Raw genomic sequence first — 24,647 nt, 5'->3', positions numbered from 1 at the left:
GTTCGACTGATGAGGCGCCGATTGTAGGAGCGCGGCGCCCGCGCATTAACGCAGCTGCGGGGAAACGATAGTTGCAGCCGGAGTAACAATCTGTCGCATCCAGTGGAGGAAAATAGCGGCTCCGCTACAGGTTGCTCACAGGAATGGATACCCTACAAAACATGCGGGTGTTTTCGCGTGTCGTCGAGACGGGCAGTTTCACTGCCGCCGCGCAATCGCTGAATTCGACGACGGGTGCGATGTCGCGCGCGGTGTCGGAGCTCGAGGCGCGCTTGCGTACCCGTCTGATGAATCGTTCGACGCGCCGCCTCGCGCTCACGTCGGCCGGCGAAAGCTATCTGCGGCGCTGCCGCCAGATCCTCGCCGACGTCGACCGCGCGGAAGAAGAGGCGAGCTGCGCGCACGAACGGCCGGCCGGCGTGCTGCGCATGCACAGCTTCGCGAGCGTCGGCCATCACTATGTATTGCCCGCACTGACGCGCTATCACGCGCAGTTTCCGGACGTGTCGATCGAACTGTCGCTATCGCAGCGCATGCCCGACCTGTTCGACGGGACGAGCGACATGGCCGTCGTGACCGCGTCGTCGCTTCCCGATTCGGAGCTCGTGTCGCACCTGCTCGGCTCGACCTTCAGCATCCTGTGCGCGTCGCCCGACTACGTGAAACGCCACGGCGCGCCGACCCGTCCGCAGGATCTCGCCGCGCACGCGTGCCTGACGCTGTGCACGCCGGCGTTCCCGACGCACGAATGGGTGCTCGAAGGGCCCGAGGGCGTCGAGCAGATCCACGTCGCGGGGCCGGTGCAGACCAATACGGCCGAGTCGCTCGCGCTCGCGATCCGCGACGGCATCGGGATCGGCATGCTGCCGCTTTACTCGGCGATCGACGCGCTGCGCGACGGCACGCTCGTGCGCGTGCTGCCCGCGCACATCCTGCAGAAGATGAACGTGTACGCGCTGTATCCGTCGCGCCGCTTCGTCGATGCGAAGGTGCGGACGTGGGTCGAGATGCTGCGTGCCCAGGTGCCGGGGATGATCGCGCGCGACGTCGAGATGCTGAACGCGATCGACCGCGAACCGCAGGCCGCCTGAGCGGCCGACGCATATCGGCGCATCGCCGTATCGCCGGTTTCTTCTCTTCAGCCGGCTTCTCCTCTTCACGCGAATTTCGCCAATCACGCCAACGCGACGCGCCGCGCCCACGGTACATCCTCTCCGTGGGCGCGGCGCATCGTCATGTCGTTACAGCGCGGGCTTTGCCGCCGCGCCCGATTCCGTTGCCGGCTCGCCGGCAGGGCCGTATGCGGCGCGCGCGGCCTTCTGTTGCGCGAGGCGTTTTTCGTGGAGCCGCTCCTGTGCCGCCAGGATGTCGTCCGGATAGTTGATGGATTCGCCGCGCGCCGGGTTGTAGCCGACCGATTCGAGGTCGATCAGCTCCTGCAGCACTTGCGCGCGCGTGACGGGCGACTTTGCCGACTGGGCGAACGACAGGGCCGGTGCAGCGAGCAGGACGGCAGCGGCGGCGGTAACGACGAGCGATTTCACGAGGTTCTCCTGGGTACGGGGTAGGTGGCCGGCGCGACGCGCGATGCGTGCCCCCGACCTTCGCTGGCAGTCTACGCAGCGCCCGAGCGCGTAAAAACCCCGATTCCAGGCAGGCTGCCTTCCAGATGGAACAACATTGATGCGCCGGCCGCCGGCCGCCGGCCGCCACCCGCCGCACACGAACCCGCATGCGAACGCAGGTGCGTGAGCGTCGGGCGGCGATGCATTGCGTCGATCAGAAGCGCGTGCGCATGCCGATCGTGCCGACGATCTGGTTCGCGGTGCTCGATGCGCCGCCCGAGCCGTCGATGAACGCCTGGTAGCCGCGGCCCGATGCATGCTGATACATCGCTTCCGCGTAGACATCCGTGCGGCGCGACAGCTTGTAGACGGCCTGCAGGTCGACCTGGTGCCACTTCGGATCGGTGCCGTGCCTGCTGTCGGGGTTCGACACGCTGGCGTCCGTGTACACGTAGGCCGCGCCGAGGCTGACGGCCGGCGTCACCGCATAGCGCACGTTCACGTCGTAGTTGTTGAACGCGACCTGGCCGGTCGAGCCGAACGAGCCCGTGTTGTCGTACTGCGAGCGCGTATAGACGAAGCCGACGGTGGCCGGGCCGAACCCGTAGCTGATGCCGCCGCCGTACGAACGCATGCGGTCCGAGCCGATCGACCAGCCGCCCTGGTTCAGGCTCTTCGCTTCGGCCGCGTCGGTCGCGCCCGGGCTCGCGCTCGTCGAGCCTTTCGTGCCGTTCATCTGCAGGTACGCGCCGGCCAGCTTCAGCGGGCCGTTCGTGTAGCTCGCCGCGACGCTGTATGCACGGTTCGCGCCGAAGCTGGTCGCGTTCGAGAACGCGTACATCGCGCCGACCTTGAAGCCCGCATACGTCTCGCTCGTGTACTTGACCGCGTTGTTGATGCGCAGCGAGTGGTTCAGGTTGTCGTTGTCGAACGGATGCGCGAAGCTCGTGTCGCCGAGGTCGCCGGCCGTGGCGGACAGCGGCGCGACGAAATCGACCATCGTGTCGTACTGGCGGCCGAGCGTCAGCGTGCCATAGCCGTTCTGGCTCAGGCCGACGTACGCGTGGCGGCCGAACAGCTTGCCGTCCTGCCCGAGCCCGCCGTTGTTCACGTTGAAGCCGTTCTCGAGCACGAACAGCGCCTTCAGGCCGCCGCCGAGATCCTCGGTGCCGCGAAACCCGAGGCGGCTGCCGTTGACGGTGCCGCTGTTCAGGCGCCACAGCGACGCGCCGTTGGCGTTGTTGGTGTAGACGATGCCGGCATCGATCAGGCCGTACAGCGTGACCGAGCTCTGTGCGTGAGCGAGCGGGGCGAACAGCGTGGCGGTGCATGCGCCGGCGACGAGGGTTTTTTTCAAGTGAGGCTCCTGCGTGTGGGAAGGGGAACAAAAGTTCGGCGCAAGTATAGGAACGCAACCCGCGCGCAAGGCCGCCGGGGGCCGCGAGGGCACCTTTCCGGATCGGGCAAGAGTCGTTCACAAAACTGACACGACGCGCGGTGCGCGCGTGACAGTGGTGGTTTTTGCACGGTCGCACGCGGGCGGTATGCCTCCGTCGCGGGCGTGCTGTCGCGTCGGTGCAACATGAGCGGGGCGGGGCGCCGCGGTGGATCGGTGCGACTGGCGCGCGGAGAACGGCTCGCCTGTGCCCACGCCCACGACCGGCAGCACCCGCGTTCAAAGGCGGGCGCGTGCACGCGTCGACGTGCTTCATCCAGGTTCGTCAACCGGATCGCGCGACCTGCCGATTCGAAGCACGCGGCCGTTCTCGCGAATACGCCGCAACGGGAAGGCGATCGTGCGGCGTGAACCGGAACGCATCACGTATCCGCATTGAAGCGGGCGGTGAACTTCGGGCTGCCTCGGGCCGCCGGCCCTCGTGTATTCATCAAACGCATGAGTCGATTCGAAAAATACGTTTGTCTCATGATTGTCGCCGGCCTACGATGCGGACCTGACGACGGCGTGCGTGTTGCGCGCCGTCTTTTTCGATCCCATTCGCGAACCTCATGCGCCCCGATCTCCCGTCCGCTCCCGCATCCCCTTCGCCGGCCGCCAGCCCGTTCGCGCGCATGGCCGTCGTCACGATCCTGACCGGCGTCGGCGCGGGTCTCGGCGGCATGCTGCTCGCGCTGCTGCTGCATGCGATCCAGCACGTCGCGTTCGGCTACAGCATCGCGCACGTGATCGGCACCGAAAGCTTTCTCACCGGCGTGACCGGCGCCGATCCGCTGCGCCGGCTCGCGGTGCTGATCGTCTGCGGGATCGTCGCCGGCGGCGGCTGGTGGGCGCTGTACCGGTATGGCCGGCCGCTCGTCAGCATCCGCCGCGCGGTGCGCGCGGCCGATCCGCGGATGCCGGTCGTCAGCACGACGATTCACGCGCTGCTGCAGATCGTCACCGTCGCGCTCGGCTCGCCGCTAGGCCGCGAAGTCGCTCCGCGCGAGATCGGATCGCTGCTGGCGGGGCAGCTTGCGCATCGTGCGGGGCTCACTCCCGACGATTGCCGGCTGATGGTCGCGTGCGGTGCGGGCGCGGGCCTCGCGGCCGTCTATAACGTGCCGCTCGGCGGCGCGATCTTCGTGCTCGAAGTGCTGCTCGGCACGTTCGAACTGCGTGCGCTGGTCGTGGCGGTCGCGACGTCGGCGATCGCGGCGGCCGTTGCGTGGATCGGCCTCGGCAACGAACACCAGTACACGGTGCCGCCGTTCATGCTGAGCATGCCGCTGGTGGCATGGTCGATCGTCTGCGGGCCGCTGTTCGGCTTCGCCGCATATGGTTTCGTGCGGCTCACGACGCGCGCCCGGGCGAACGCGCCGAAAGACGGGCGGCTGCCCGTGCTCGCGCTGCTCAACTTCGCGGTGATCGGCGTGCTCGCGATGCGTTTGCCGCAACTGCTCGGCAATGGCAAGGGCCCGGCGTCGCTGGGTTTCGACGGCACGCTGACGATCGGCCTCGCCGCTGCGCTGCTTGTGCTGAAGGTGCTGATCGAGGCCGGCAGCCTGCGGGCCGGCGCGGAAGGCGGCCTGCTGACGCCGGGCCTCGCGAACGGTGCGCTGCTCGGCGTCGTGCTCGGCGGGCTTTGGAGCCTCGTGTGGCCGGGTGCATCGATCGGTGCCTGCGCGCTCGTCGGTGCAACCGCGTTTCTCGCCGCGTCGATGCAGATGCCGATCACGGCGGTCGTGCTGCTGCTCGAGTTCACCCGCGCGGATCACGACAGTCTCGTGCCGATGCTGCTTGCCGTGGCCGGGTCGCTTGTCGCGTATCGGGTGGCGCAGCGGTGGAGTGAGGGGCGGGCGAAGGCGATGGAGGTGGTCAAGGAGCGTGCGGCGGCGATGCGTTAATGCGCACATGCAGCCAGGAAGCGAACGACGTTTGCGCTTTTGTCGCCAACGGGTCACCGAGAATTGACGATTTGTATCCGTGCCGGTCGCTCACACTCGGCATGATGGTCGAGGCGATGGAGCGCGGGCGCTGGACGACATGACGAACGCGATGCACTGATCACGGCTGCGAAGCGGCTCAAGCCCGTCCCGCCATTTGTTCCTGTTTCCCTGTCGGTACCGCCGCGCGATCGCGGCCCCGCGCATCCCAAAGCGCGCCCGCCGGTTCTATGCAAGAATCCGCGCGTTTCCGCGCATCAACCCACAATCACACGCGCGGACGTCCTTATCAGGAAACGAGGAGCTCAAGTTGATCCAGCGCATTTCCCGCTTTTTCACGCAGGTGGTTCACCGCGTGTTGCCCGACCCGTTGATTTTCGCGATCCTGCTGACGATCGTCACGTTCGCGCTCGCGTTCGGCCTCACGCCGAATACGCCTGCCCAACTCACGACGATGTGGGGTTCGGGTTTCTGGAACCTGCTCGCGTTCTCGATGCAGATGGTGATGATTCTCGTCACCGGTCACGCACTCGCGAGTTCGCCGCCCGTGAAGCGCATGCTCGTCGCGCTCGCGAGCACCGCGCGCACGCCGGGGCAGGGCGTGATGCTCGTCGCGTTCGTCGGCGCGCTCGCGTGCGCGATCAACTGGGGCTTCGGCCTCGTGCTCGGCGCGATGCTCGCGCGCGAAGTGGCGCGTCGCGTGGCCGGCAGCGATTACCGGCTGCTCGTCGCGTCCGCGTACATGGGCTTCCTGAGCTGGCACGGCGGATTGTCGGGTTCGGTCCCGCTCGTCGCGGCGACGAAGGGCAACCCGATGGAAAAGACCATCGGGCTGATTCCCGTGTCGCAGACGATCTTCACCGGTTACAACGCGTTCATCACGATCGGCCTGATCGTGATGCTGCCGTTCCTCGCGCGCCTGATGATGCCGAAGCCGGGCGACGTGGTCAGCGTCGATCCGGCGCTGCTGGCCGAACCGCCGAGCGTCGAGCGCCAGCTCGGGCCCGACGCGACGTTCGCGGAGCGGATGGAGGAGAGCCGTGCGTTGTCGGTGTTCGTCGCGGCGCTGTGTGCGGCGTTCCTCGTGCTGAAGTTCGTGCAGAAGGGCTTCGCACTCGACATCGACACCGTGAACCTCGCGTTCCTCGCGGCCGGCATCCTGCTGCACCGTACGCCGATGGCCTATGCGCGTGCGGTGGCCGGTGCGGCGCGCGGCGCGTCGGGGATCATGATCCAGTTCCCGTTCTACGCGGGCATCCAGGCGCTGATGGATCACTCGGGGCTCGCGGGCGTGATCACGAAGTGGTTCGTCGATATCGCGAACGTGCATACGTTCCCGCTGCTCGCGTTCCTGAGTTCGGCCGTGATCAATTTCGCGGTGCCGTCGGGCGGCGGCCACTGGGTCGTGCAGGGCCCGTTCGTGATGCCGGCGGCTCAGGCGCTCGGTGCCGATCTCGGCAAGGCGGCGATGGCGATTGCGTACGGCGAGGCCTGGACCAACATGGCGCAGCCGTTCTGGGCGCTGCCCGCGCTGGCGATTGCCGGGCTCGGGGTGCGCGACATCATGGGGTACTGCGTGACGACGCTGCTGTTCTCGGGTGTCGTGTTCATCGCGGGGATGTATCTGTTCTGACGGCGTGAGGCGGGCGGGGCGGAGCCCGTCTCACGCCGGTCTGATTCCGGCCTGCCTTTCAGCCGCGCGACCGCACGTCGGCGCGCTCGTGCCCGTGACGCAACGCGAGGCTCGCGAATGCCGCGACGACGAGCGCGGCCGCCAGCAGCGTCAGCCCGTTCTTTGCATTGCCGGTCGCCTGTTCGATCGCGCCGACGACGGTGGGCCCGACGAAGCCGCCGAGCAACCCGCACGTATTCACGAGCCCGAGCCCGCCGGCCAGCGCACTGCCGGCGAGCCGCGACGCCGGAAACGTGAACACGATCGACTGCACGACGAAGAACATCGACGCGGACACGCACACGCAGAGCAGGCCCGCCAACGGTGACGCATGCGCGGCGCCGACCATCCCGGCCGCCATGATCGCGAGCCCTGCGCACAGCATCCGCCGCGAATGACGCGACTCGCGTGCGAAGCGAGGCAGCGTGCCGGCCCCGAGTGCGGCGGCGAGCCAGGGCAGCGACGTCAGCAATCCGACCGCGACCGGCGACAGGCGTCCCGACGCGCCGATGATCCCCGGCAGGAAGAAGATCACCGTGTAGATGGTCAACTGGTGGCAGAAGTACACGAAGATCGCGAGCCAGATCTGCGGGTCGCGCAATGCGGCGCCGAACGCGTGGCCGCCGTGCGCGGCGACGCCCGCGTCCTGTTCGGCGGCCAGCTTGCGCTCGAGCGCGCGGCCGGTTTCCGGGGCGAGCCACGGCGCGGCGCTCGGACGGTCCGGCAATCGTGTCCACACGACGAACGCGAGCAGGATCGCCGGAATGCCTTCGACGACGAACAGCCATTGCCAGCCGTGGAAACCGAGCGTGCCGTCGAGTTCGATCAGCGCACCGGCCAGCGGCCCGCCGACGATATTCGCAATGCACACGCCGAGCAGGAAATAGCCGGTGGCGCGCGCACGCTCCTCCCGGCCGAACCAGTACGTCAGATACAGCATCACGCCGGGAAACAGGCCGGCTTCGGCCACGCCGAGCAGCAGGCGCATCACGTAGAACGACGTCTCGCCGCGGACGAACGCCATCGCGACCGACAGCGCGCCCCACGTGATCATGATCCGCGTGATCCAGAAGCGTGCGCCGACGCGATGCATGATCAGGTTGCTCGGGATCTCGAAGAGCGCGTAGGTGAGAAAGAACAGCCCTGCGCCGAGCCCGTACGCGGCCGATGAGATGCCGAGATCGACGCCCATCGAATGTTTGGCGAACGCGATGTTGGTGCGGTCGAGAAAACTGATCACGTACGCGGCGATCAGCAGCGGCATGAGTTTGCGGAACAGCAGCCGGTTCAGCGACGCGTTCGCGTCGGTCGCGGCGGACGACAGGGCCTGAGCGTGATGAGTGGACATGCGGACGACTCCGGTAAGGGCGAACCGGCGCGCACGGCAAGCACGGCGCGCCGCGTTCGGCAAATGCCGCTGCGCGGCAGGCAGCGGATGGGCAGTCGACGGAGCCGCGCCGGCGGCGCTCGAACGGAGCGGGGCGATCAAGGGCGTCCTGGCGCCGGCCGGTTCGTGCCGGCGCCTTGTCACTGCGCTTGCGGATGCGGATGCGGGTGTTCGGGTGGCGACCCGGCGATCAGAAATTCACCGCGTCGCCGCCCTTGAGCGCGAGCATCGCGCGCGCCTCGGCCGGTGTCGCGATCTCGAGCGACAGGCCTTCGAGCACCTGCCGCATTTTCAGGACTTGCGCGGCGCTCGATTCCGCGAGCTTGCCGGGCGCGATCCACAGCGAATCCTCGAGCCCGACGCGCACGTTCGCGCCTTGCGCGGCGCCGATCGTCGCGAGCGGAATCTGGTTGCGGCCCGCGCCGAGGATCGACCACACGTAATCGCTGCCGAACAGGCGGTCAGCCGTCCGGCGCATGTGCATCAGGTCTTCCGGGTGCGCGCCGATCCCGCCGAGCAGGCCGAACACGCTTTGCACGAAGAACGGTGGTTTCGCGAGCCCGCGATCGACGAAGTGCGCGAGGTTGTACAGATGCGAGATGTCGTAGCACTCGAATTCGAACCGCGTGCCGTTCGCGCCGCAGCGCGTGAGGATCGTCTCGATGTCCGCGAACGTGTTCTTGAACACGAGATCGCGGCTTTTCTCGAGATGTTCGCGCTCCCACGGATGCTTCAGCTCGCGGAAGCGCTCGAGCATCGGGTACAGCCCGAAGTTCATCGAGCCCATGTTCAACGACGCGACCTCGGGCTGGAAATGCAGCGCGGGCTGCAGCCGTTCGTCGACCGTCATGTGCGGGCTGCCGCCCGACGTGAGGTTGATCACCGCGTCGGTCTGCGCCTTGATGCGCGGCAGGAATTCGGCGAACACGGCTGGATCCTGGGTCGGCTTGCCGTCGGACGGGTTGCGTGCGTGCAGGTGCAGGATCGCCGCGCCGGCCCGTGCGGCCGCGACCGCGGCGGTTTCGATTTCGTGCGGTGTGACGGGCAGGTACGGCGACATCGACGGCGTATGGATCGCGCCGGTCGGCGCACAGGTGATGATGACTTTGCGAGCGTTTGCCACGGGTGGATTCCTTTCGATGAACGATGCAGGACGCGTCAGAGCACTTCGACGTTGCCGCAGACGGAGATCGCCTGCCCGGTGATGCCATGCCCGCCCGGCGAGCACAGGAACAGCGCGGTCGCGGCGATCTCGGCCGGATCGGTCATGCGCCGCAGCGAGATCTTCTCGAGATAGCGCTTCTCCATGTCGTCGTAGCCGATGCCGAGCTGCTGCGCGCGCGCCTCGATCACGCGGCGCATCCGCGGGCCGCGCACGATGCCGGGCTGGATCGCGTTCACGCGGATGCCGAGCGGCCCGAGTTCGATCGCGAGGCTCTTCACGAGGCCGACCACCGCCCATTTGGTCGCCGCATACGGCGTGCGGAACGCATAACCGAGCCGGCCGGCGACCGACGACAGCGCAATGATCGCGCCGCCGTGTTTCGACTCGCGCAGCAGCGGCACCGCGCGGCGCGCGAACTGGAATTGCGCGTTCAGGTTGATCGCGACGGTTTGTTCCCACTGCACGGGGTCGATTTCGTCGATGCCGCCGGTCGGGCCGGCGATACCCGCGTTGTTGACCAGCACGTCGAGGCCGCCGAGCCCGGTCGACACGTCGGCGAACACGCGCTCGACGGCGGCCGGGTCGGATACGTCGGCCAGCGTCGCGCTGATCGCGCCGGCCGCGGCGCGCGGCGGCCGGTCGGCGAGCGCCGAGATCGCGGCCTGCGACGCGTCGCACACGTGCACGCGCGCGCCGCATTCGGCGAACGCGTCGGCGATTTCGAGGCCGATACCCGACGCGCCGCCCGTCACGAGGACGCGCAGGCCGTCATAGGGTTTCAGCAGGGCGGAAGCTGTCATGCCGGGTTGTCTCCATCGTTGGTGTAGTCGGATTGCGGCCGCTCGCGATTCGGCGGGTCGAGGCGGGCGGCGGCTACGGTTTCGCGTTCACGGTCCGCGGTGTCTGCTCGGCCCGCAGCGTCTCGGCGAGATCGTGCGCGGCGCCGCCGATGTCGAGCGCGATGCCGGCCCGCACGCCCGCGCCGTCGCGCCGTTCGAGCGCATCGACGATCGCGCGGTGCGCATCCATCGAGCGCCGCATGTGCGGGATGTCGAGCGCGACCATGTTGAGGAACGGGCCGACGCGCATCCACAGGTTCTCGACGATCGCGAGCGTGCTTTCGCCGGCGCCGTGCGCGTAGATCGCGCTGTGGAACGCGAAATTGCTTTGCAGGTAGGCGCGCGAGCGGCCGGCCTCGACGTGTGCCTGCATCGTCTCGCAGGTCTTGCGCACGACCGCGATCTGCGCGTCGGTCATCCGGGCGCACGCGCGCTCGGCGATGCAGCCTTCGAGGGCGATCCGCACGTCGCGCAGTTCGTCGAGCATGTCGAGCGTCATCGGCGGAACGACGAGCGCGCGATTCGGGCCGTCGACGAGCGCGCGCTCGGCGCGCAGCCGTGTGAGTGCGGCACGCACGGGCATCGTCGACGAGCCGACTGCCTCGGCGACGCTGCGCAGGCTCAACGCCTGACCGGGCGCGAAACGGCCGCTCATCAGCGCTTCGCGCAGTTGCTGGTAGACCTTGTCGGCCATCGTTTCCTGTTCGATGGCTTTTAGTGCGGGCGGGACGATACGAGGCGCCAAGGCGGGGTTCTCCTGGGATTGATCTGCGATCTGTGATCACACTTGCGATGTGCGAAGTTTTGTCGATCGGTGCGGCGGAGTCAAGATGAACGGGATCGGGGAAAACGAGGGGGTGGGTGGACGAAGAGGCTGTCGGCGACAGTCGGCCATACTTTTCCCCGTCGGGGTTTGATCCGATCCTCGAGGTCCGGCCGCGGAGGGCGACGGACGCGAGCATCCGGGGCGCGACCATGGTTACTTCAACGAACCGGGCGCGCGGTATCGTTCCGATCGCGCAAATTTTTGGAGTCTGTCATGAGGGGAGTCCGGATCGCTGCCGCGTTAGTGTGCATCGCGTTTCAACCGGCGATGGTCGTGGCGAAGGACGCCGCACAAGCGGCGCCTGAGGCAGGCTCACGAACTTATCTCCAGAACTTCAAGGACATGGTGCTCGCGGAATGTCTGGCTACCGCATACAAGCAGGCGCCCGGCGCGAGCAAGGACATCGGCAGCAGCACCAGCGCGTTGCGTGACTGGACCTACTACGACATGGAACGTGCGCCGGACGTGATCCACGCGCTGGTCGCGAAGTATCTGGCTCGAGACTATCGGAATCCGGTTGTCGAATCGGAAGTCGGGGACGTGAAGTTCGACTTCCTGAAGTGCATCGATCTGTATCACGGCAAGGAACTGGACACTGCAACGAAGCAACTCGTATCGCGCCCGAACCGTACCTACCGGACCGAGCATTCGCCCAAGCCGCGGTAGCGATCGAACGCCGTTGCGCAACGCCACGGCGCGCCGTATGCCATTTCGCCGACGCTATTCAAGCGTCCGGATCGAGTTACTGATCCCGCGCGCGCAGTCGATCACCGCCGGCGCGAGCTTGCGGCGCGCGTCGTCGAACGTCCAGCGGCTCGTCGGCGCGACCACGTGCACGGCCGCGACCGGCTGCCCCTGGCTGCCGAGCACGGGCGCCGCGATCGACATGTCCCCGATGAACAGTTCTTCCTGGTTGGTCGCGTAGCCTTCCCGCCGCGCGCTGTCGAGCAGCGCGACGAGATCGTCGAGTGCCGTGACCGTGCGCGGCGTATGCGGCGTGCGCGCCATGCCGTCGAGCCGTGCGCGTGCGTCGCCCGGCGGCAACGCGCTCAGGAACGCGCGGCCGCTGCCGGTGCAGTACATCGGGATGCGGCTGCCGATCGGCATGTGGATCGGCACGAACTTGGTCGACACGAATCGCGCGACGTACACCATTTCGTCCTCGTCCGGCTCGGTGAGGTTGGTGGTTTCGCCGGTCAGGTTCGTGAGCTCGGACAGGAACGGATTCGCGACGTCGATCAACGTGTCGGCGGCGAGATAGTTGAAGCCGATCCGCATCACGTGCGGCGTGAGCTGGTAGCGCCGCGTGACCGGATGCTTGCGGATGTAGCCGAGCTTCTCGAGCGTATAGACCATCCGCTGCGCGGAGCTTTTCGTCATCCCCGCCGCGTCGGCCACCTCCGCCAGCGTCATCGTGCGCCGTTTCGCGCTGAACGCGCGCAGCACGTTCAGCCCTTTTTCCAGCGACTGGTTGAACAGCAGATCGTTTGTTTGGTCGGGCGACGTTTCCATGGCGAGGAGCGGAATCGATTCGATATCGCATCATATCGTATCGAATATCGATACGCAAAAATCTATTTGCGATGTTTTTGATTCGTTTTAAGATCGGGCCATCGTCGCAGTGTCGATCAGCGACCGGCCGGCGCCCGGATTATTCGAGAAGGAGTCACCATGGTTCCGTTCATCAAGCGGTTCGGCGCACTGGCCGCCGGTTTCGCCGCCTGTATCGCCCTCTCCACGGCTTCGGCGAGCGCCGTTGCTGCCGAGCCGACGCTGAAGGTCGGCGCGACGGCCACCGGCGTGCCGTTCACGTTTCTCGACGTCAAGAGCAATTCGATCCAGGGGATGATGGTCGACGCGATCACGGCGGCCGGGAAGTCGGCCGGGTTTCGCGTCGACGTGCAGCAGACCGTGTTCTCGGCGCTGATCCCGTCGCTCACCACGCAGAAGATCGACATCATCTCGGCCGCGATGCTGAAGACGCCGGCGCGCCAGCAGGTCGTCGATTTCTCCGACACCGTCTACTCGTTCGGCGAAGGCCTGATCGTGAAGGCCGACGACCCGGGCCGCTATACGTCGATGGACGATTTCAAGGACCAGGTGGTCGGCGCGCAGGTCGGCACGGCGTTCGTCGATGCGCTCAACAAGAAGGGCATCTTCAAGGAAGTCCGGACCTACGACTCGATCGCGGACATCATGCGCGACGTCGCGCTCGGGCGCATCAAGGCCGGCTTCGCCGACCAGCCGATCGTCGCGTACCAGATCGAGCACGGCGTCAATCGCCAGGTGCGGCTCGTGCCGGAATACCAGAGCGTCGTGAAGGGGCAGGTGTGCTTCATCGTGCGCAAGGGTGACACCGCGACACTCGAACAGCTCAACGGCGCGATCCGCAAGATGAAGAGCGACGGCACGCTGCAGCAGATCCTGCAGAAGTGGCACATGAGCTGAGCGTCGGCATTCGATTCCCGACCGGCATCGCCCGCGCGTCGCGGGCATTCCCGGCGGCAGGCCGTCCTGCCGTCGCATAGGAGACCTCATGTTTTTTCAGAATGCGATCGATTTCCTGCCGATCCTGCTGAAGGGCGCGGTGGTCACGATCGAGATCACCGCATGCGCGTTCGTGCTCAGCTCGGTGCTCGGGCTGATCCTGGCGCTGCTGAAGGTGTCGCACAATCGTGCCGTCTCGACGGCCGGCAGCACGATCGTCAACGTGATCCGCGGGCTGCCGATCATCGTGCAGCTGTTTTACATGTACTTCGTGCTGCCTGATCTCGGCGTGCAACTGTCGGCGTTCCAGGCCGGCGTGCTCGGCCTCGGCATCGCGTATTCGGCGTATCAGGCGGAGAACTTCCGCGCGGGGATCGAGGCGATCGACCACGGCCAGATCGAAGCCGCGCACGCGATCGGCATGCGTGGGCCGATGATCATGCGGCGCGTGGTGCTGCCGCAGGCGTTCCGCATCGCGCTGCCGCCGTACGGCAACACGCTGGTGATGCTGCTGAAGGATTCGTCGGTCGCGTCGACGATCACGGTCGCCGAGATCACGCGCGCCGGCCAGCTGATCGCGTCGTCGACGTTCCAGAACATGAGCGTCTACACGCTCGTCGCGCTGCTGTATCTCGCGCTTGGCCTGCCGCTGATGTTCGGCGTGAACCGGCTCGGCAAGCGGCTCGCACTGAGGAGAGGCGCATGATCCGGATCGATTCCATCCATAAACGGTTTCAGCAGCACGCGGTGCTGAAGGGCGTGAGCCTCGACGTGCAGCAGGGGGAAGTCGTGTGCCTGATCGGGCCGTCCGGTTCCGGCAAGTCGACCGTGCTGCGCTGTATCAACGGCTTCGAGACCTACGACGAAGGGTCGATCACGATCGACGGCGTGAAGGTCGACGCGCATTCGAAGCGGATCCACGAACTGCGGATGCGGGTCGGCATGGTGTTCCAGCGCTTCAACCTGTTCGCGCACCGCACGGCGCTCGAGAACGTGATGGAAGGGCCCGTCCACGTGCGGCGCATGCCGGCCGCGCAGGCGCGCGAGCAGGCCCGCGCGCTGCTCGACAAGGTCGGGCTTTCGCACCGGATGAATGCGTATCCGTCGGAGCTGTCGGGCGGGCAGCAGCAGCGCGTCGCGATCGCACGCGCGCTTGCGATGGAGCCGCAGGCCATCCTGTTCGACGAGCCGACGTCGGCGCTCGACCCCGAACTCGTCGGCGAAGTGCTCGGCGTGATGCGCGGGCTCGCCCGCGACGGGATGACCATGGTGGTCGTCACGCACGAAATGGCATTCGCACGCGAGGTGGCAGATCGCGTGTGCTTCCTGCACGACGGCACGATCTGCGAAAGCGGACCGGCGCGCGACGTGCTCACGCAGCCGACCCATCCCCGCACGCAGGAATTCCTGCGCCGCTTGCTGGCGTCGGACGGCGCCGACCACCCGGATCGATCATGAGCGCAACGAACGCGGCACCCGGATGGCCCGACGCGCAGTGGCCGGATTCGCTGTGGGCGGCAACCGCCGCGCCGGCGCCCGATACGCCCGCGCTCGACGCGTCCGTGTCGTGCGATGTGGCGATCGTCGGCGCGGGTTTCACGGGCCTGTCGACCGCACTTCATCTGGCCGAACGCGGCGTCAACGTCCGCGTGATCGACGGCGCGCAGCCGGGCTGGGGCGCATCGGGCCGCAACGGCGGGCAGGTGATTCCCGGGCTGAAATACGACCCCGACGAACTGGTCCGCCGGTTCGGCGACGAGGCCGGCGAACAGCTTGCCGGCATCGTCGGCGGCGCGGCCGACACGGTATTCGACCTGATCGCGCGACACGCGATCGACTGCGATGCGCGCCGCCACGGCTGGATCCAGCCGGCCCCGACCGCGGCGATGCTCGACACGGTCGCACGTCGCGCGCAGCAATGGGCCGCGCGCGGCGCGCCGGTCGACGTGCTTGGCCGCGACGAAGTCGCGCGTCAACTCGGCACGCATGCCTACGCGGGCGGCTGGATCGATCGCCGCGCGGGCAGCGTGCAACCGCTCAGCTATACGCGCGGCCTCGTGCGCGCGGCGCAGGCGAGCGGGGCGGTCGTGCATGGGTCGACGCGCGCCGTCGGGCTGACGCGCGCCGACGGCCGCTGGCAGGTTGCGACGGCCAGCGGCGCGACGGTGTCGGCGGACCGCGTGGTGATCGCGACCAACGGCTATACCGACGGGCTGTGGCCCGGCTTGCGCCAGTCGGTGATCGCCGCGAACAGCTTCATCGTCGCGACGGAACCGCTCGCGCCGGAACTCGGTCGCGACATCCTCGCCGGCGGCGAGGTCGCATCGGACGCACGGCGCCTGCTGCTGTACTTCCGGCGCGATGCGGCCGGGCGCCTGCTGATGGGCGGCCGCGGCCCGTTCGCCGACCCGCGCGCGCCGAGCGACTGGCGCCACCTCGAACGCGCGACGACGCTGCTGTATCCGCAACTGAAGGGCGTCCGGTTCGAATACCGCTGGGCGGGGCGCGTCGCGATCACCGCGGATTTCCTGCCGCACGTGCACGAGCCCGCGCCGGGCGTGACGATCGCGCTCGGCTACAACGGCCGCGGCATCGCGATGGCGACGACGCTCGGCAAGCATCTGGCCGCGCATCTGTCGGGCGATGCGCAACTGCCGCTGCCGTTCCGGGTCACGCCGATCCGCCCGATCCCGTTGCACGGGTTGCAGCGCTTCTATATCGCGGCCGGGGTCGCGTGGTATCGGCTGCTCGACAGCCTGTCCTGACGCCGGCGCGAGGGCGGCTCGCCAGCCGCCGTCGGATCGGGCAGAATCGGCCTGCCCAGTCTCCACCGACGGATGCCGCATGACCGACCCGAACGAACCGTCCGCCCGCCGCGTGTACGCGAGCTTCGCGCAACGCTACGCGGACATCGCGCCGACCAAGGCGCACAACGCGCTGTACGAACGGCCGGCCGCGATGGCGCTGCTGGGCGACGTCGACGGCCTGACGGTGCTCGACGCCGGCTGCGGGCCCGGCATCTGCAGCGAGCACCTCGCGCGCCACGGTGCGACCGTGCACGCGTTCGACATCACGCCCGAGATGGTCGCGCTCGCGAAGGCGCGTTGCGCGGGGCTCGCGGTCGACGTCGCGGAAGGCGATCTCGCGACGCCGCTCGACTGGCTGCCCGACCACGCTTTCGACAAGATCCTGTGCTCGCTCGCGTTCGACTACGTGCGCGATCTGACGCCGACGCTGCGCGAATTCAGACGCGTCGCGCGGCCGGGCGCGACGCTGGTGTTCTCGATGGCGCATCCGATGCGAGACTGGATGGACGAGCGCACGCGCGGGGACGGCACGTACTTCGATACGAGCCGTTTCGGCTTCCATTGGTCGGGCTTCGGCGAACCGAAACCCTACGTCGAGGCCTGGCGCCGGCCGCTCGCCGACATCCTGAATGCGCTCGCCGACGCCGGCTGGCATCTCGACCGTTTCGTCGAACCGACACCGCTACCCGAGATGAAGGCCGTATCGGAGCGGCTCCATGCGGAACTGTCGCTGGCGCCGGCCTTCCTGTGCATCCGCGCGCGCCGCTGACGAACACGGCGCGCACGGCAACCGATAGCCGGCCGTTCAGCGCGCCGGCTCGTCGTTCAGCGTGCCCAGAAACGCTTCGATATCCTTGATGTCCTGCGCCGTCATCGCAGGCTTGTCGCCCGGCTTGCGATCGAACGGCGCATCGGTCACGTCGACGTTCGCGCGGTATTTCGGCGGAATGTCGTCGTACTCGTCGACCTTGCCGTCCGCGCCGCGCGAATAGAACTTCTGCGGCGAGATGTTGCGCTCGTTGTAGAACGCCATCACCTGGTCGAGCGTGTGGAACACGCCGTTGTGGAAGAACACATGGCGCGTCGCCGAGTTGCGCAGCGTCGGCGTGAGAAACATCCCGCAATACTGCGTCTGGTCCTTCAAGTCGTCGCGGAACGGCCCGCATACGCCGAGATCGTAGAACGCCGGGTTGCGGTTCTGCGCGAGTTGCCGGTTGCGCGGCGCACCGAGCGCCTCGTACTGGTAATCGGTAAACATCGGCGGCAACCCGTCCTTGCCGGGCTTCGACAGGTGGCAGCCCGCGCAATTCGCCTTGTCCGGGTCGTTGAACAGGCGCAGCCCGCGCAGTTCGGCCTGCGAGAGACGCGCGCGGCCTTCGAGCCAGCGATCGTACTTGCTGTTGTACGGGTGGAACGACGGATCCTCCACCTGGTAGCGCGCGATCGCGAACATCGCTTCCGACACCGCGAGCTGCGGGCTGTCGAACACGCGCGCGCCGAACAGTTTCTCGAACTGCGCGCGGTGCGACGACTGCGCGAGCTTGCGCGCGACGTCGTCGACGCTCGCGTTCGCCATCTCGACCGGATTCAGCAGCGGGCCGAACGCCTGCTGCTGCAGCGTATCGGCGCGGCCGTCCCAGAACATCCCGCCCTGCGGCACGAGTTGCGGTGCGGCCGACGTGCCGGCCACCTTCTGCGCCTTCACCACGCCGGCGGCCGAAGCGGCCTGCTGCGCGACGCTCGGTGCGGCGTCGTTTTCACCGGCGTCGGGGCCGATGCTGAAGTTCGGCTGGCGGTACAGGTACATCAATGACGGCGGCGGGCGATACCCCTGCTGCGTCATCGCGAGGCCGCCCGGCTGCACGTCGAGCGCGTTCGGCGGGCCGTACGCGTGATCGGGGCTGTGGCACGACGCGCACGACTGCTTGCCCGACGCGGACAGCGACGGGTCGGCGAACAGCGCGCGCCCGAGCTGCGCGACCGCCGACAGCGGCTGCGCGGCGGGCCGCTGCAGCACGACCGGATGCGGGTTCGCACCCGTCCAGTCGGCGACGACGGTGCCGATCGCCGCCGGTACCTGCGCGGGAAACGCGATCGCGAACGCACCGTAGCCGAGCACGGCGGCGCCGATCGCGAATGCCGCGCGGCGCAGCAGGCGGGAAGGGGCGCGCGGCGCGGTGGTGCCGGAGGCGTCGGGAGACGGGAACGCGGGGCGAGCTGTCATGCTGTCGGTCGGAAATCGGGCGTCGCACGAAGCGGCGCGTTGAACGGAACAAACGGAAACGGCCGGCGCGTGAGGCGCCGGCCATGCGGTCATGCAATACCGGTCAGATTGCCGGTGCCGCGCTCAATACGGTGCCGAGCGTCGGGTCGAGGTACAGCGGCGTCGTGTTCGGCTTCGACGTGAAGTCGAACAGCGCGCGCAGGTCGCCGGCCGTCGCATCGAACGAACCGCCGCCGATGCGCTGACCGCCGAGCCAGTTGTCCTCGATGAAACGCACGACGGACGACTGGTCGAGCATCGTGTGATCGACGTAGTTCTGCTTCGCGTACGGCGAGATCACGATCAGCGGAATGCGCACGCCCGGGCCGCAGCGGCCGTTCACGGTCGCGCCGTTCACGCCGGTGGTGCCGCCCGTGCCGCACTTGCCGTTGCCGTTGACCTGGTCGACCGGGTCGGACGACGCGTGGGTCGGCGCCGTGTACACGTGGTCGTACCAGCCGTCCGAGTCGTCATAGGTGACGATCACGGCCGTGTTCTGCCAGTCCGGCTGCTGCTGCAGGAAGTTGACGACCTTCGTCACGAACGCCTGCTCGTCGAGCGGATCCGAATAGCCTGCGTGCGCATCCTGTGCGGCCGGGGCCTTCAGGTAGCTGACCGACGGGAAGTTGCCGGCCTTCACGGCGGCGAAGAAGTCGTCCGTGTCGTACTGGTGGTTCGCGGGTTCGGCGGTCTTGCCGTCGGCCTGGAAGCTCGAGCCGATCGCCGCGACCGAGCTCGGGCGCGTGTGCTGCGGGTTCGCGGTCGACGCGTAGTACTGGAACCAGTTGTGGTGCGGGATGTAGTCGGCCGTCGCGGCGTTCACGGCGGTGGCGACCGTGCTGCGCGCGCAGCCCGTCGTGCCGTTGCCGTTCGTCGTCGACAGGTTGAAGCCGCCCATGAAGCCGCCCCACGTGATCTTCGCGGCGTTCAGCAGGTCGCCGATGTTCTTGCCCGTCATCATCGCCTGGTCGGTCGTGCTCGAACACACGTCGAAGCCCGGGTCGACGTCGTTGATCATCGTGAGGCCGCCCTGGCCGTCATTGATGTAGTAAGACGAGGCTGCGAGCGTCGAAGGCTGCTTCGACGTCTTCACGATCTGCATCCCGTTGGTCTGGCCCGACACGACGTTCAGCGCGCCCGGCGTCGACGGCCCATAGACCGTCGTGTACGTGTTGTCGCTCATCGCGAAGCGCTGCGCGTAGTTCCACAGTGCGGTCACGGTGTTGCCGTCGAAGTAGCCCATCACCTGGCCCTTCGTGCCGAACGCGCCGGCGCCGCCGGACGAGCCCTTGCCGGTGTATTTCGGGAACAGGTCGGCGAGGCCGTTGTCCTCGGCCTGCTGTTCGGCCGTGTACGCGTGGTTCTGGTCGGCGGTCGCGGCCTGCGTGCGATCGAGGCGGAACGGGTTCGCCGCGTCGGTACCGTTGGCCGTGTTCGTGAAGTTCGGGTTCGCGGTCAGCAGCGTGCCCGTCAGGCCGTTCGGCGTCGGCGTGCCGGCTTTCGCGGTGAACGCCGGTTCGCCCGACGGGTTCGTCGCGTTCGGGTAGGTGCCGAAGTAGTGGTCGAACGAGATGTTTTCGCCATAGATCACGACGACGTGCTTGATCGGCGTGGCGGTCTGCAGCGCATCCTGCGACGACACGGCAGGCGTCGACGTGGGATCGTCGCTGCCGCCGCAGGCGAACAGCGCCAGCGCCGCGGCTGCGCAGGCGGTGACGAGCAAGGCTTGACGGAACATCGGGAAACTCCAGGTAAGGTCTTCGATGGTGGAGAGCGGCTTCGTCGCCGTGTCGGTTCGGCGCGGAGCTCGTGAGAGAGCACGCGCATTGGAACAGCCGCGTATGAAGATATGGGGACGGAGTGGTTTCGCGCCGATTGCGCTGCGGTATCGATTTCATTACGCCGGGACGCAAGGCGAAAGAGAACGGAAAGGGGCAGACCGCCTGCCACCTTTGCGTCACATTCCGCGGCGGGCGGGGCGATTGCCGCGGATGCCGCGCCGGGCGGACGAAAGGGCATCGCTGCCCGGTTCGCGCAACGTGCTGCATCGCGCAAGCTTTTTGACAATCGGATGACGTATTCATACGATGAACGCCCTGCGGCGACGATTTCGCGTGGCCGACCGTCAGCGAGTACTCGTCGTGCCGATCCCCGTCCTGTTTGCCGTTCTGTGTGCCGCATTCCTGCATGCGTCATGGAACGCGCTCGTGCGCAGCAGCGGCGACCGGCTGCGCTCGGCCACCGTGCTGCAGATCGCGATCGGGCTGTTTGCGCTGCTGTTCCTGCCGGCAGCGGCGCCGATCACGCCCGTGAGCTGGCTCTGCGTCGTCGCATCGGCGGTGATCCACGTCGTCTATACGTTGCTGCTGGTGCGTGCGTACGAGCACGGCGACCTGACCGTCGCGTATCCGGTCGCGCGCGGCACCGCGCCGCTGCTCGTCACGCTCGGCGCGGCGGCGTTTGCGGGCGAGCACCTGAATGCCGGCGCGCAATGCGGGCTCGTGCTGATCTGCGCGGGCATCCTGGCGATCGGCCTGGAGCGCGGGCGCGACGCGAAGCACCGGATGATGCAGGTCCTGCCGACCGCGTTCGCGACCGGCGTGTCGATCGCGGCGTACAGCGTGGTCGACGGAATCGGCGTGCGGGAAAGCGGCAACACGGTCGGCTATACCGCGTGGATGTTCGTGCTGACGGGCGCGATGATGGCCGCGTACTACCGGCTGCGGGCGGGGCCGTTACGGCTGACGCAGGATGTCGGCGAGACGGCGAAGGCCGCGTGCGGCGGCGTGTTCGCGGCGCTCGCGTACGGCATCGTGATCTGGGCGATGGATCGCGCGCCGATGGGGCCGGTGTCGGCGCTGCGGGAAACGAGCGTGGTGTTCGCGGCGCTGATCGCTCGCGTATATCTCGGCGAGCGGCTGACGCCGCGCCGGGCGGCCGGTTGCCTGGTGATCGCGGCGGGGGCGTTGCTGATCAGTGCGTTCGAGGCGGTGGGCTGAACAGCAGCGCCTGGTTGCACAATGACAATGTCGCAAACACTCGTCTGCGCTGTCGTCAAGATGTGGCCAGAAAAGGACTTTTGACCCGAATAGGTGCAACGGGTTCGGAGCTTGAAACCTTTATTGACAATCACTTTGGCATGAGTCAAAAAATCATCACTTTGGGGCCTCGCGGGACGTTTTCCGAGGCGGCATCAAGAATCTTCGCTTCGGAGCAGGAAGGTGCCTTCGAAATCGAATATCAACCTTCAATCGACGAAGTTTTCGCTGCATTTGACGAAAGTGCCGCCTACTGCGTCGTCCCGATCGAGAATCTTTCAGAAGGCTGTATACCTTTGGTGCTCGGAAACATTGAGCGCCATGATCTGACTATCGTATGGGAACACTTGTTGCCTGTACGATTTTCATTCATCTCTAAATGCTCAGATCTTTCTGAGGTAAGCGAGGTGTACGTCCAGTTTGTCGCACACGGACAATGCTCCAGATTTATAAATTCATTGAAAAATGTTCATATCACGACCACGCAAAGCAATAGTGAATCTATGAATCGCTTAATGGAAAGTTCACAGCCCTGCGGCGCGATAGTCCCCAGCATTTCTTACGAACCGGGAAGCACCGAGATAGAGATACAGAATGTAACGGATCGTCTCAACAATACCACGCGGTTCATCGCGCTGTCGCGCGATGATTTGAGTAGTTTGCACGCGGGGCGGATCTACAAGACATCAATACTCATCAAAGACGCGAAGAATCGTCCAGGCTCGTTGAGCGAAATACTGAATTGCTTTGCATCCAGGGGCATCAATCTAGTGTCCATCGTCTCCAGACCAACGGGCAATATTTTTGGTGAGTACAGCTTTTACGTCGACGCCGATGGGCACGCCGCGGACGCCGACCTCAAGGCAGCCTTGGACGAGTTGGGTAATCACAATTTCGTTCGATGTCTTGGGTCATACGTCAAATCACGAGATCCATGGGATGACAATGCCTCGTCGAAATGACGCGATGAGCACCGAATCGGATAGCTACTTCGTGGACGAAACACTGGCGGGGCGCACCGCCCTGATCACGGGTGGCGGCGGAGGCATGGGGAAAGCGATGATCGATGCATTTCTCCAACAGGGATGCACGATAATCGTTGCACAACGGCGAGAGATTGTGACGCGGTATCGAGATGTTCATTTCATTTCATGTGATCTAGGGGACCGTGCATCTATTCAATCGTTGATCGAAGACGCAACGAAAATCAACGGAGGTGTCGACATATTGATTAATAATGCGGCAACAATTTCAATGCCGATCTGCGCTCGGTAGACTTGGATGCGTGGGACCGGCTTTTGCAAGTAAATCTAACTGCGCCGTTGCAGTTGGCCGTGGGCTTGTTGGGGGGCATGAAGGAGAAAAAGTGGGGGCGCGTTATAAACATCTCTTCGATTTCCGTTTACGACAATACCCCGTTCAACATGCTGTACGCAGCTACCAAGTCGGCGTTGCAGAGTTTTACAAGGGCCTGGGCTCGTCAAATGGCCTCCTCTGGCGTGACGGTCAACGCGGTGACGCCAGGATTTACGGAAACGCCTTTTACGGAAGCGTTGTCCAGTCATGCGAGCCGTGAAGCCATCACGGCCTTTGAAGCCTATGAACGTGTGTTCAGAACCTATGTTCCAACGAGGAGATCCGTTCTGCCGGCAGAAATTGCTTCTGCGGTATTGTTTTTGTGCTCCAAGTACAGCGGGAGTATTACCGGGGATGTAATCAATGTCTCGGGCGGACAATTCATGACGGCCTAAGCGATCTATCGGGTTTTATGCCACGTCGCTGGCAATTCGAAAAGGATAGAATGGACCGCGTTCAGGCAATGAAGGTCTTTACCCGCGTGGTCGATGCCAACAGCTTCACGCGAGCTGCCGAGCAGCTCGCGATGCCGCGCTCGACAGTCACGACCATTATCAAGAACCTCGAGGAATGGATCGGTGTGCGATTGATCCATCGGACCACGCGGAGATTGTCGATAACGCAAGAAGGCGCCGAATACTACGAACACTGTATTCGGATCATCACTGACGTTACGGAGCTGGATGCGAGCTTCCAGGCGGGCAACCGGAATCCAAGCGGTGCGCTGCGGGTGTATATGCCGAATTGGCTCGGCCGCCAACTGGTGATTCCCGCATTGCGGGTGTTCCATGAGCGCTATCCTGACATTACTCTCGATCTGGGTTTGTCGGACAGGCCGGTGGATCCGATCGAGGAGGGTATCGACTGCATGATCGGAACCGGCGAACTGGATGGCTCGTCAATGCTGGTGCGCCGGATCGGAATGCTCAAACGGGTGACCTGCGCGTCGCCAAGTTATCTGAAACACCATGGAGAGCCTGGCGACATCGGCGAATTGACAATGCACCACGCAGTGAATTTCCGTGTGGGTCGCGGTACTCGGCCGGCACCGTGGACATTCTTGGTCGACGGAAAGAAGCGGGAAGTCAGAATGAGAGGCATTATCACGGTCAATGATTCGGAAGCCTATATAAGGTGTGGTGTCGATGGTTTCGGACTGATCCAGCCGATGCATTTCGTGGCGTCGCAGCGACTTCGTGATGGATCGCTGCAGGAGGTGCTTCCGGCCTTCAGGCCGAAGCCCAAGCCGATCTCGATCGTTTATCCGAGCAGTCGTCATCTTTCGGCGAAGGTTCGTGTGTTCACGGACTGGCTCGCGGAGTTGTTCGATTCGACGTCTGTGCTTACGGGTAACGATGGCGCTGTAACGTTAGAGGGCTGTTTTCGTACGATGCAATTACGAAAACGAAATAACTTAGTCACGAGCTGCGTTGAAGAAGGCGATTCATCCTCTCGGCTGCAGCAGAACTGTAGCCGGAATTGAGATCCCCTCTGCTTTACGTTTTCCAGGATGCGTGCGTCATTGGGGTAATCGATCGAATCGTGCGGAATCTGGCAGCAGTCGCTTGTTGATCCGCTTTCAGCAAAGCTCGGTGGCTCCACGGTTTTCGCGCAATTGAATGATGCGCAAGTTTTTGATCAGTATCGATTGCCAGGTTCAAACCACCAAAAAATTCATGGAAGGTACGAATGCCCTGCATAAATTTGTCGTGAGGCCTGTTCGTGGTGTAAGTGGGCGGTCTCAAGAATCAAGTGCAACGTTTAGCCAACCCGGCGGTAGCTAATTCCGTCGCCATGGCCTCTTCGGGGGTTTTCCAGTTGAGGGTTTGACGAGGGCGTCCGTTCATCAGCTTGGCAATAT

23 protein-coding genes and 1 pseudogene are annotated in these 24,647 nt (G+C 65.7%); 14 read left to right on the top strand and 10 right to left on the bottom strand.

Features of this window, described 5'->3' with window-relative positions:
* The first annotated feature begins 143 nt into the window (after positions 1-143).
* Positions 144-1,091 carry a LysR family transcriptional regulator gene (locus DPV79_RS08225; RefSeq protein ID WP_059814206.1) on the top strand — a complete coding sequence of 316 codons (948 nt, stop codon included), beginning with the start codon at positions 144-146 and terminating at the stop codon, positions 1,089-1,091.
* A 150-nt stretch (positions 1,092-1,241) separates the two neighbouring features.
* On the opposite strand, the gene DPV79_RS08220 is transcribed toward DPV79_RS08225, so the two are convergent.
* Together DPV79_RS08220 and DPV79_RS08215 are read right to left on the bottom strand one after the other, a co-directional pair.
* On the bottom strand, positions 1,242-1,544 hold the full coding sequence (locus DPV79_RS08220; RefSeq protein WP_059650759.1) for a DUF4148 domain-containing protein: 303 nt from the start codon (positions 1,542-1,544) through the stop codon (positions 1,242-1,244).
* Positions 1,545-1,779: 235 nt separating this feature from the next.
* On the bottom strand, positions 1,780-2,922 hold the full coding sequence (locus DPV79_RS08215) for a porin (RefSeq protein WP_059623055.1): 1,143 nt from the start codon (positions 2,920-2,922) through the stop codon (positions 1,780-1,782).
* Between the two features lie 650 nt (positions 2,923-3,572).
* Between DPV79_RS08215 and DPV79_RS08210 the strand changes: the two genes are divergently transcribed.
* Both DPV79_RS08210 and DPV79_RS08205 read left to right on the top strand, forming a co-directional pair.
* A complete protein-coding gene (locus DPV79_RS08210) occupies positions 3,573-4,907 on the top strand; it encodes a chloride channel protein (protein ID WP_113045152.1) in 1,335 nt (444 codons plus the stop codon).
* A gap of 349 nt (positions 4,908-5,256) precedes the next feature.
* Positions 5,257-6,579, top strand: coding sequence for a TIGR00366 family protein (locus tag DPV79_RS08205; RefSeq protein WP_113045151.1), 1,323 nt, complete (start codon positions 5,257-5,259; stop codon positions 6,577-6,579).
* 58 nt (positions 6,580-6,637) lie between these two features.
* On the opposite strand, the gene DPV79_RS08200 is transcribed toward DPV79_RS08205, so the two are convergent.
* From DPV79_RS08200 to DPV79_RS08185, 4 genes are all read right to left on the bottom strand, one after another.
* Positions 6,638-7,966, bottom strand: a complete 1,329-nt coding sequence (locus DPV79_RS08200) for an MFS transporter (protein WP_059591186.1) — start codon at positions 7,964-7,966, stop codon at positions 6,638-6,640.
* A gap of 229 nt (positions 7,967-8,195) precedes the next feature.
* Complete coding sequence (gene kce, locus DPV79_RS08195; protein ID WP_021159186.1) at positions 8,196-9,128, bottom strand: 3,5-dioxohexanoate:acetyl-CoA acetone transferase; 933 nt, start codon at positions 9,126-9,128, stop codon at positions 8,196-8,198.
* A gap of 35 nt (positions 9,129-9,163) precedes the next feature.
* Positions 9,164-9,970 (bottom strand): SDR family oxidoreductase, encoded by an 807-nt coding sequence (locus DPV79_RS08190; protein WP_113045150.1) that lies wholly within the window; start codon positions 9,968-9,970, stop codon positions 9,164-9,166.
* Positions 9,971-10,043: 73 nt separating this feature from the next.
* Positions 10,044-10,754 (bottom strand): GntR family transcriptional regulator, encoded by a 711-nt coding sequence (locus DPV79_RS08185; RefSeq protein WP_048023066.1) that lies wholly within the window; start codon positions 10,752-10,754, stop codon positions 10,044-10,046.
* Between the two features lie 294 nt (positions 10,755-11,048).
* On the opposite strand from DPV79_RS08185, the gene DPV79_RS08180 reads away from it, so the two are divergent.
* Positions 11,049-11,501 (top strand): type VI secretion system amidase immunity protein Tai4, encoded by a 453-nt coding sequence (locus DPV79_RS08180; protein ID WP_113045149.1) that lies wholly within the window; start codon positions 11,049-11,051, stop codon positions 11,499-11,501.
* 54 nt (positions 11,502-11,555) lie between these two features.
* Here the strand turns inward: DPV79_RS08180 and DPV79_RS08175 are convergent, their stop codons facing one another.
* Positions 11,556-12,347: an IclR family transcriptional regulator gene (locus tag DPV79_RS08175; RefSeq protein ID WP_113045148.1), complete on the bottom strand. Its 792-nt coding sequence runs from the start codon at positions 12,345-12,347 to the stop codon at positions 11,556-11,558.
* 159 nt (positions 12,348-12,506) lie between these two features.
* On the opposite strand from DPV79_RS08175, the gene DPV79_RS08170 reads away from it, so the two are divergent.
* The 5 genes from DPV79_RS08170 (at position 12,507) to DPV79_RS08150 (ending at position 16,898) form a co-directional block, all read left to right on the top strand.
* On the top strand, positions 12,507-13,283 hold the full coding sequence (locus DPV79_RS08170; RefSeq protein WP_021159180.1) for an ABC transporter substrate-binding protein: 777 nt from the start codon (positions 12,507-12,509) through the stop codon (positions 13,281-13,283).
* A gap of 88 nt (positions 13,284-13,371) precedes the next feature.
* Positions 13,372-14,028, top strand: coding sequence for an amino acid ABC transporter permease (locus DPV79_RS08165; RefSeq protein WP_113045147.1), 657 nt, complete (start codon positions 13,372-13,374; stop codon positions 14,026-14,028).
* Entirely contained in the window at positions 14,025-14,780 is a 756-nt protein-coding gene (locus DPV79_RS08160; protein WP_048023059.1) for an amino acid ABC transporter ATP-binding protein, read from the top strand. Before DPV79_RS08165 ends, DPV79_RS08160 begins: the two co-directional genes overlap by 4 nt.
* Positions 14,777-16,087, top strand: a complete 1,311-nt coding sequence (locus tag DPV79_RS08155; RefSeq protein ID WP_113045146.1) for an NAD(P)/FAD-dependent oxidoreductase — start codon at positions 14,777-14,779, stop codon at positions 16,085-16,087. Before DPV79_RS08160 ends, DPV79_RS08155 begins: the two co-directional genes overlap by 4 nt.
* Positions 16,088-16,166: 79 nt before the next feature.
* On the top strand, positions 16,167-16,898 hold the full coding sequence (locus DPV79_RS08150; RefSeq protein WP_059683460.1) for a class I SAM-dependent methyltransferase: 732 nt from the start codon (positions 16,167-16,169) through the stop codon (positions 16,896-16,898).
* A 36-nt stretch (positions 16,899-16,934) separates the two neighbouring features.
* Here DPV79_RS08150 and DPV79_RS08145 read toward each other — a convergent pair whose 3' ends face one another.
* Together DPV79_RS08145 and DPV79_RS08140 are read right to left on the bottom strand one after the other, a co-directional pair.
* Complete coding sequence (locus DPV79_RS08145) at positions 16,935-18,353, bottom strand: cytochrome-c peroxidase (RefSeq protein WP_113045145.1); 1,419 nt, start codon at positions 18,351-18,353, stop codon at positions 16,935-16,937.
* Between the two features lie 103 nt (positions 18,354-18,456).
* Positions 18,457-20,130: a phospholipase C gene (locus tag DPV79_RS08140; RefSeq protein WP_113045144.1), complete on the bottom strand. Its 1,674-nt coding sequence runs from the start codon at positions 20,128-20,130 to the stop codon at positions 18,457-18,459.
* A 349-nt stretch (positions 20,131-20,479) separates the two neighbouring features.
* Between DPV79_RS08140 and DPV79_RS08135 the strand changes: the two genes are divergently transcribed.
* Genes DPV79_RS08135 through DPV79_RS08115 form a run of 5 tightly spaced genes read left to right on the top strand, consistent with a single transcriptional unit; the run spans position 20,480 to position 24,269 of the window.
* The gene (locus DPV79_RS08135; protein WP_113045143.1) at positions 20,480-21,391 is read left to right on the top strand and encodes an EamA family transporter; all 912 of its coding nucleotides are present in this window, start codon (positions 20,480-20,482) and stop codon (positions 21,389-21,391) included.
* 14 nt (positions 21,392-21,405) lie between these two features.
* Positions 21,406-22,392: a prephenate dehydratase gene (locus DPV79_RS08130; RefSeq protein ID WP_133295626.1), complete on the top strand. Its 987-nt coding sequence runs from the start codon at positions 21,406-21,408 to the stop codon at positions 22,390-22,392.
* Between the two features lie 4 nt (positions 22,393-22,396).
* Positions 22,397-22,705 (top strand): SDR family NAD(P)-dependent oxidoreductase, encoded by a 309-nt coding sequence (locus DPV79_RS43615; RefSeq protein WP_165843493.1) that lies wholly within the window; start codon positions 22,397-22,399, stop codon positions 22,703-22,705.
* A gap of 2 nt (positions 22,706-22,707) precedes the next feature.
* Entirely contained in the window at positions 22,708-23,181 is a 474-nt protein-coding gene (locus DPV79_RS08120; protein ID WP_165843492.1) for an SDR family oxidoreductase, read from the top strand.
* Between the two features lie 50 nt (positions 23,182-23,231).
* Positions 23,232-24,269: a LysR family transcriptional regulator gene (locus DPV79_RS08115; protein ID WP_113045139.1), complete on the top strand. Its 1,038-nt coding sequence runs from the start codon at positions 23,232-23,234 to the stop codon at positions 24,267-24,269.
* 265 nt (positions 24,270-24,534) lie between these two features.
* Here the strand turns inward: DPV79_RS08115 and DPV79_RS43840 are convergent.
* A pseudogene (locus tag DPV79_RS43840) lies at positions 24,535-24,647 on the bottom strand (IS30 family transposase); the annotation flags it as partial.

This window comes from Burkholderia reimsis (assembly GCF_003294055.1).
GTDB classification, from domain to species: Bacteria; Pseudomonadota; Gammaproteobacteria; order Burkholderiales; family Burkholderiaceae; genus Burkholderia; species Burkholderia cepacia.
The sequence above is the reverse complement of the archived record's forward strand: the minus strand, read 5'-3'. Positions and strand labels throughout refer to the sequence as shown.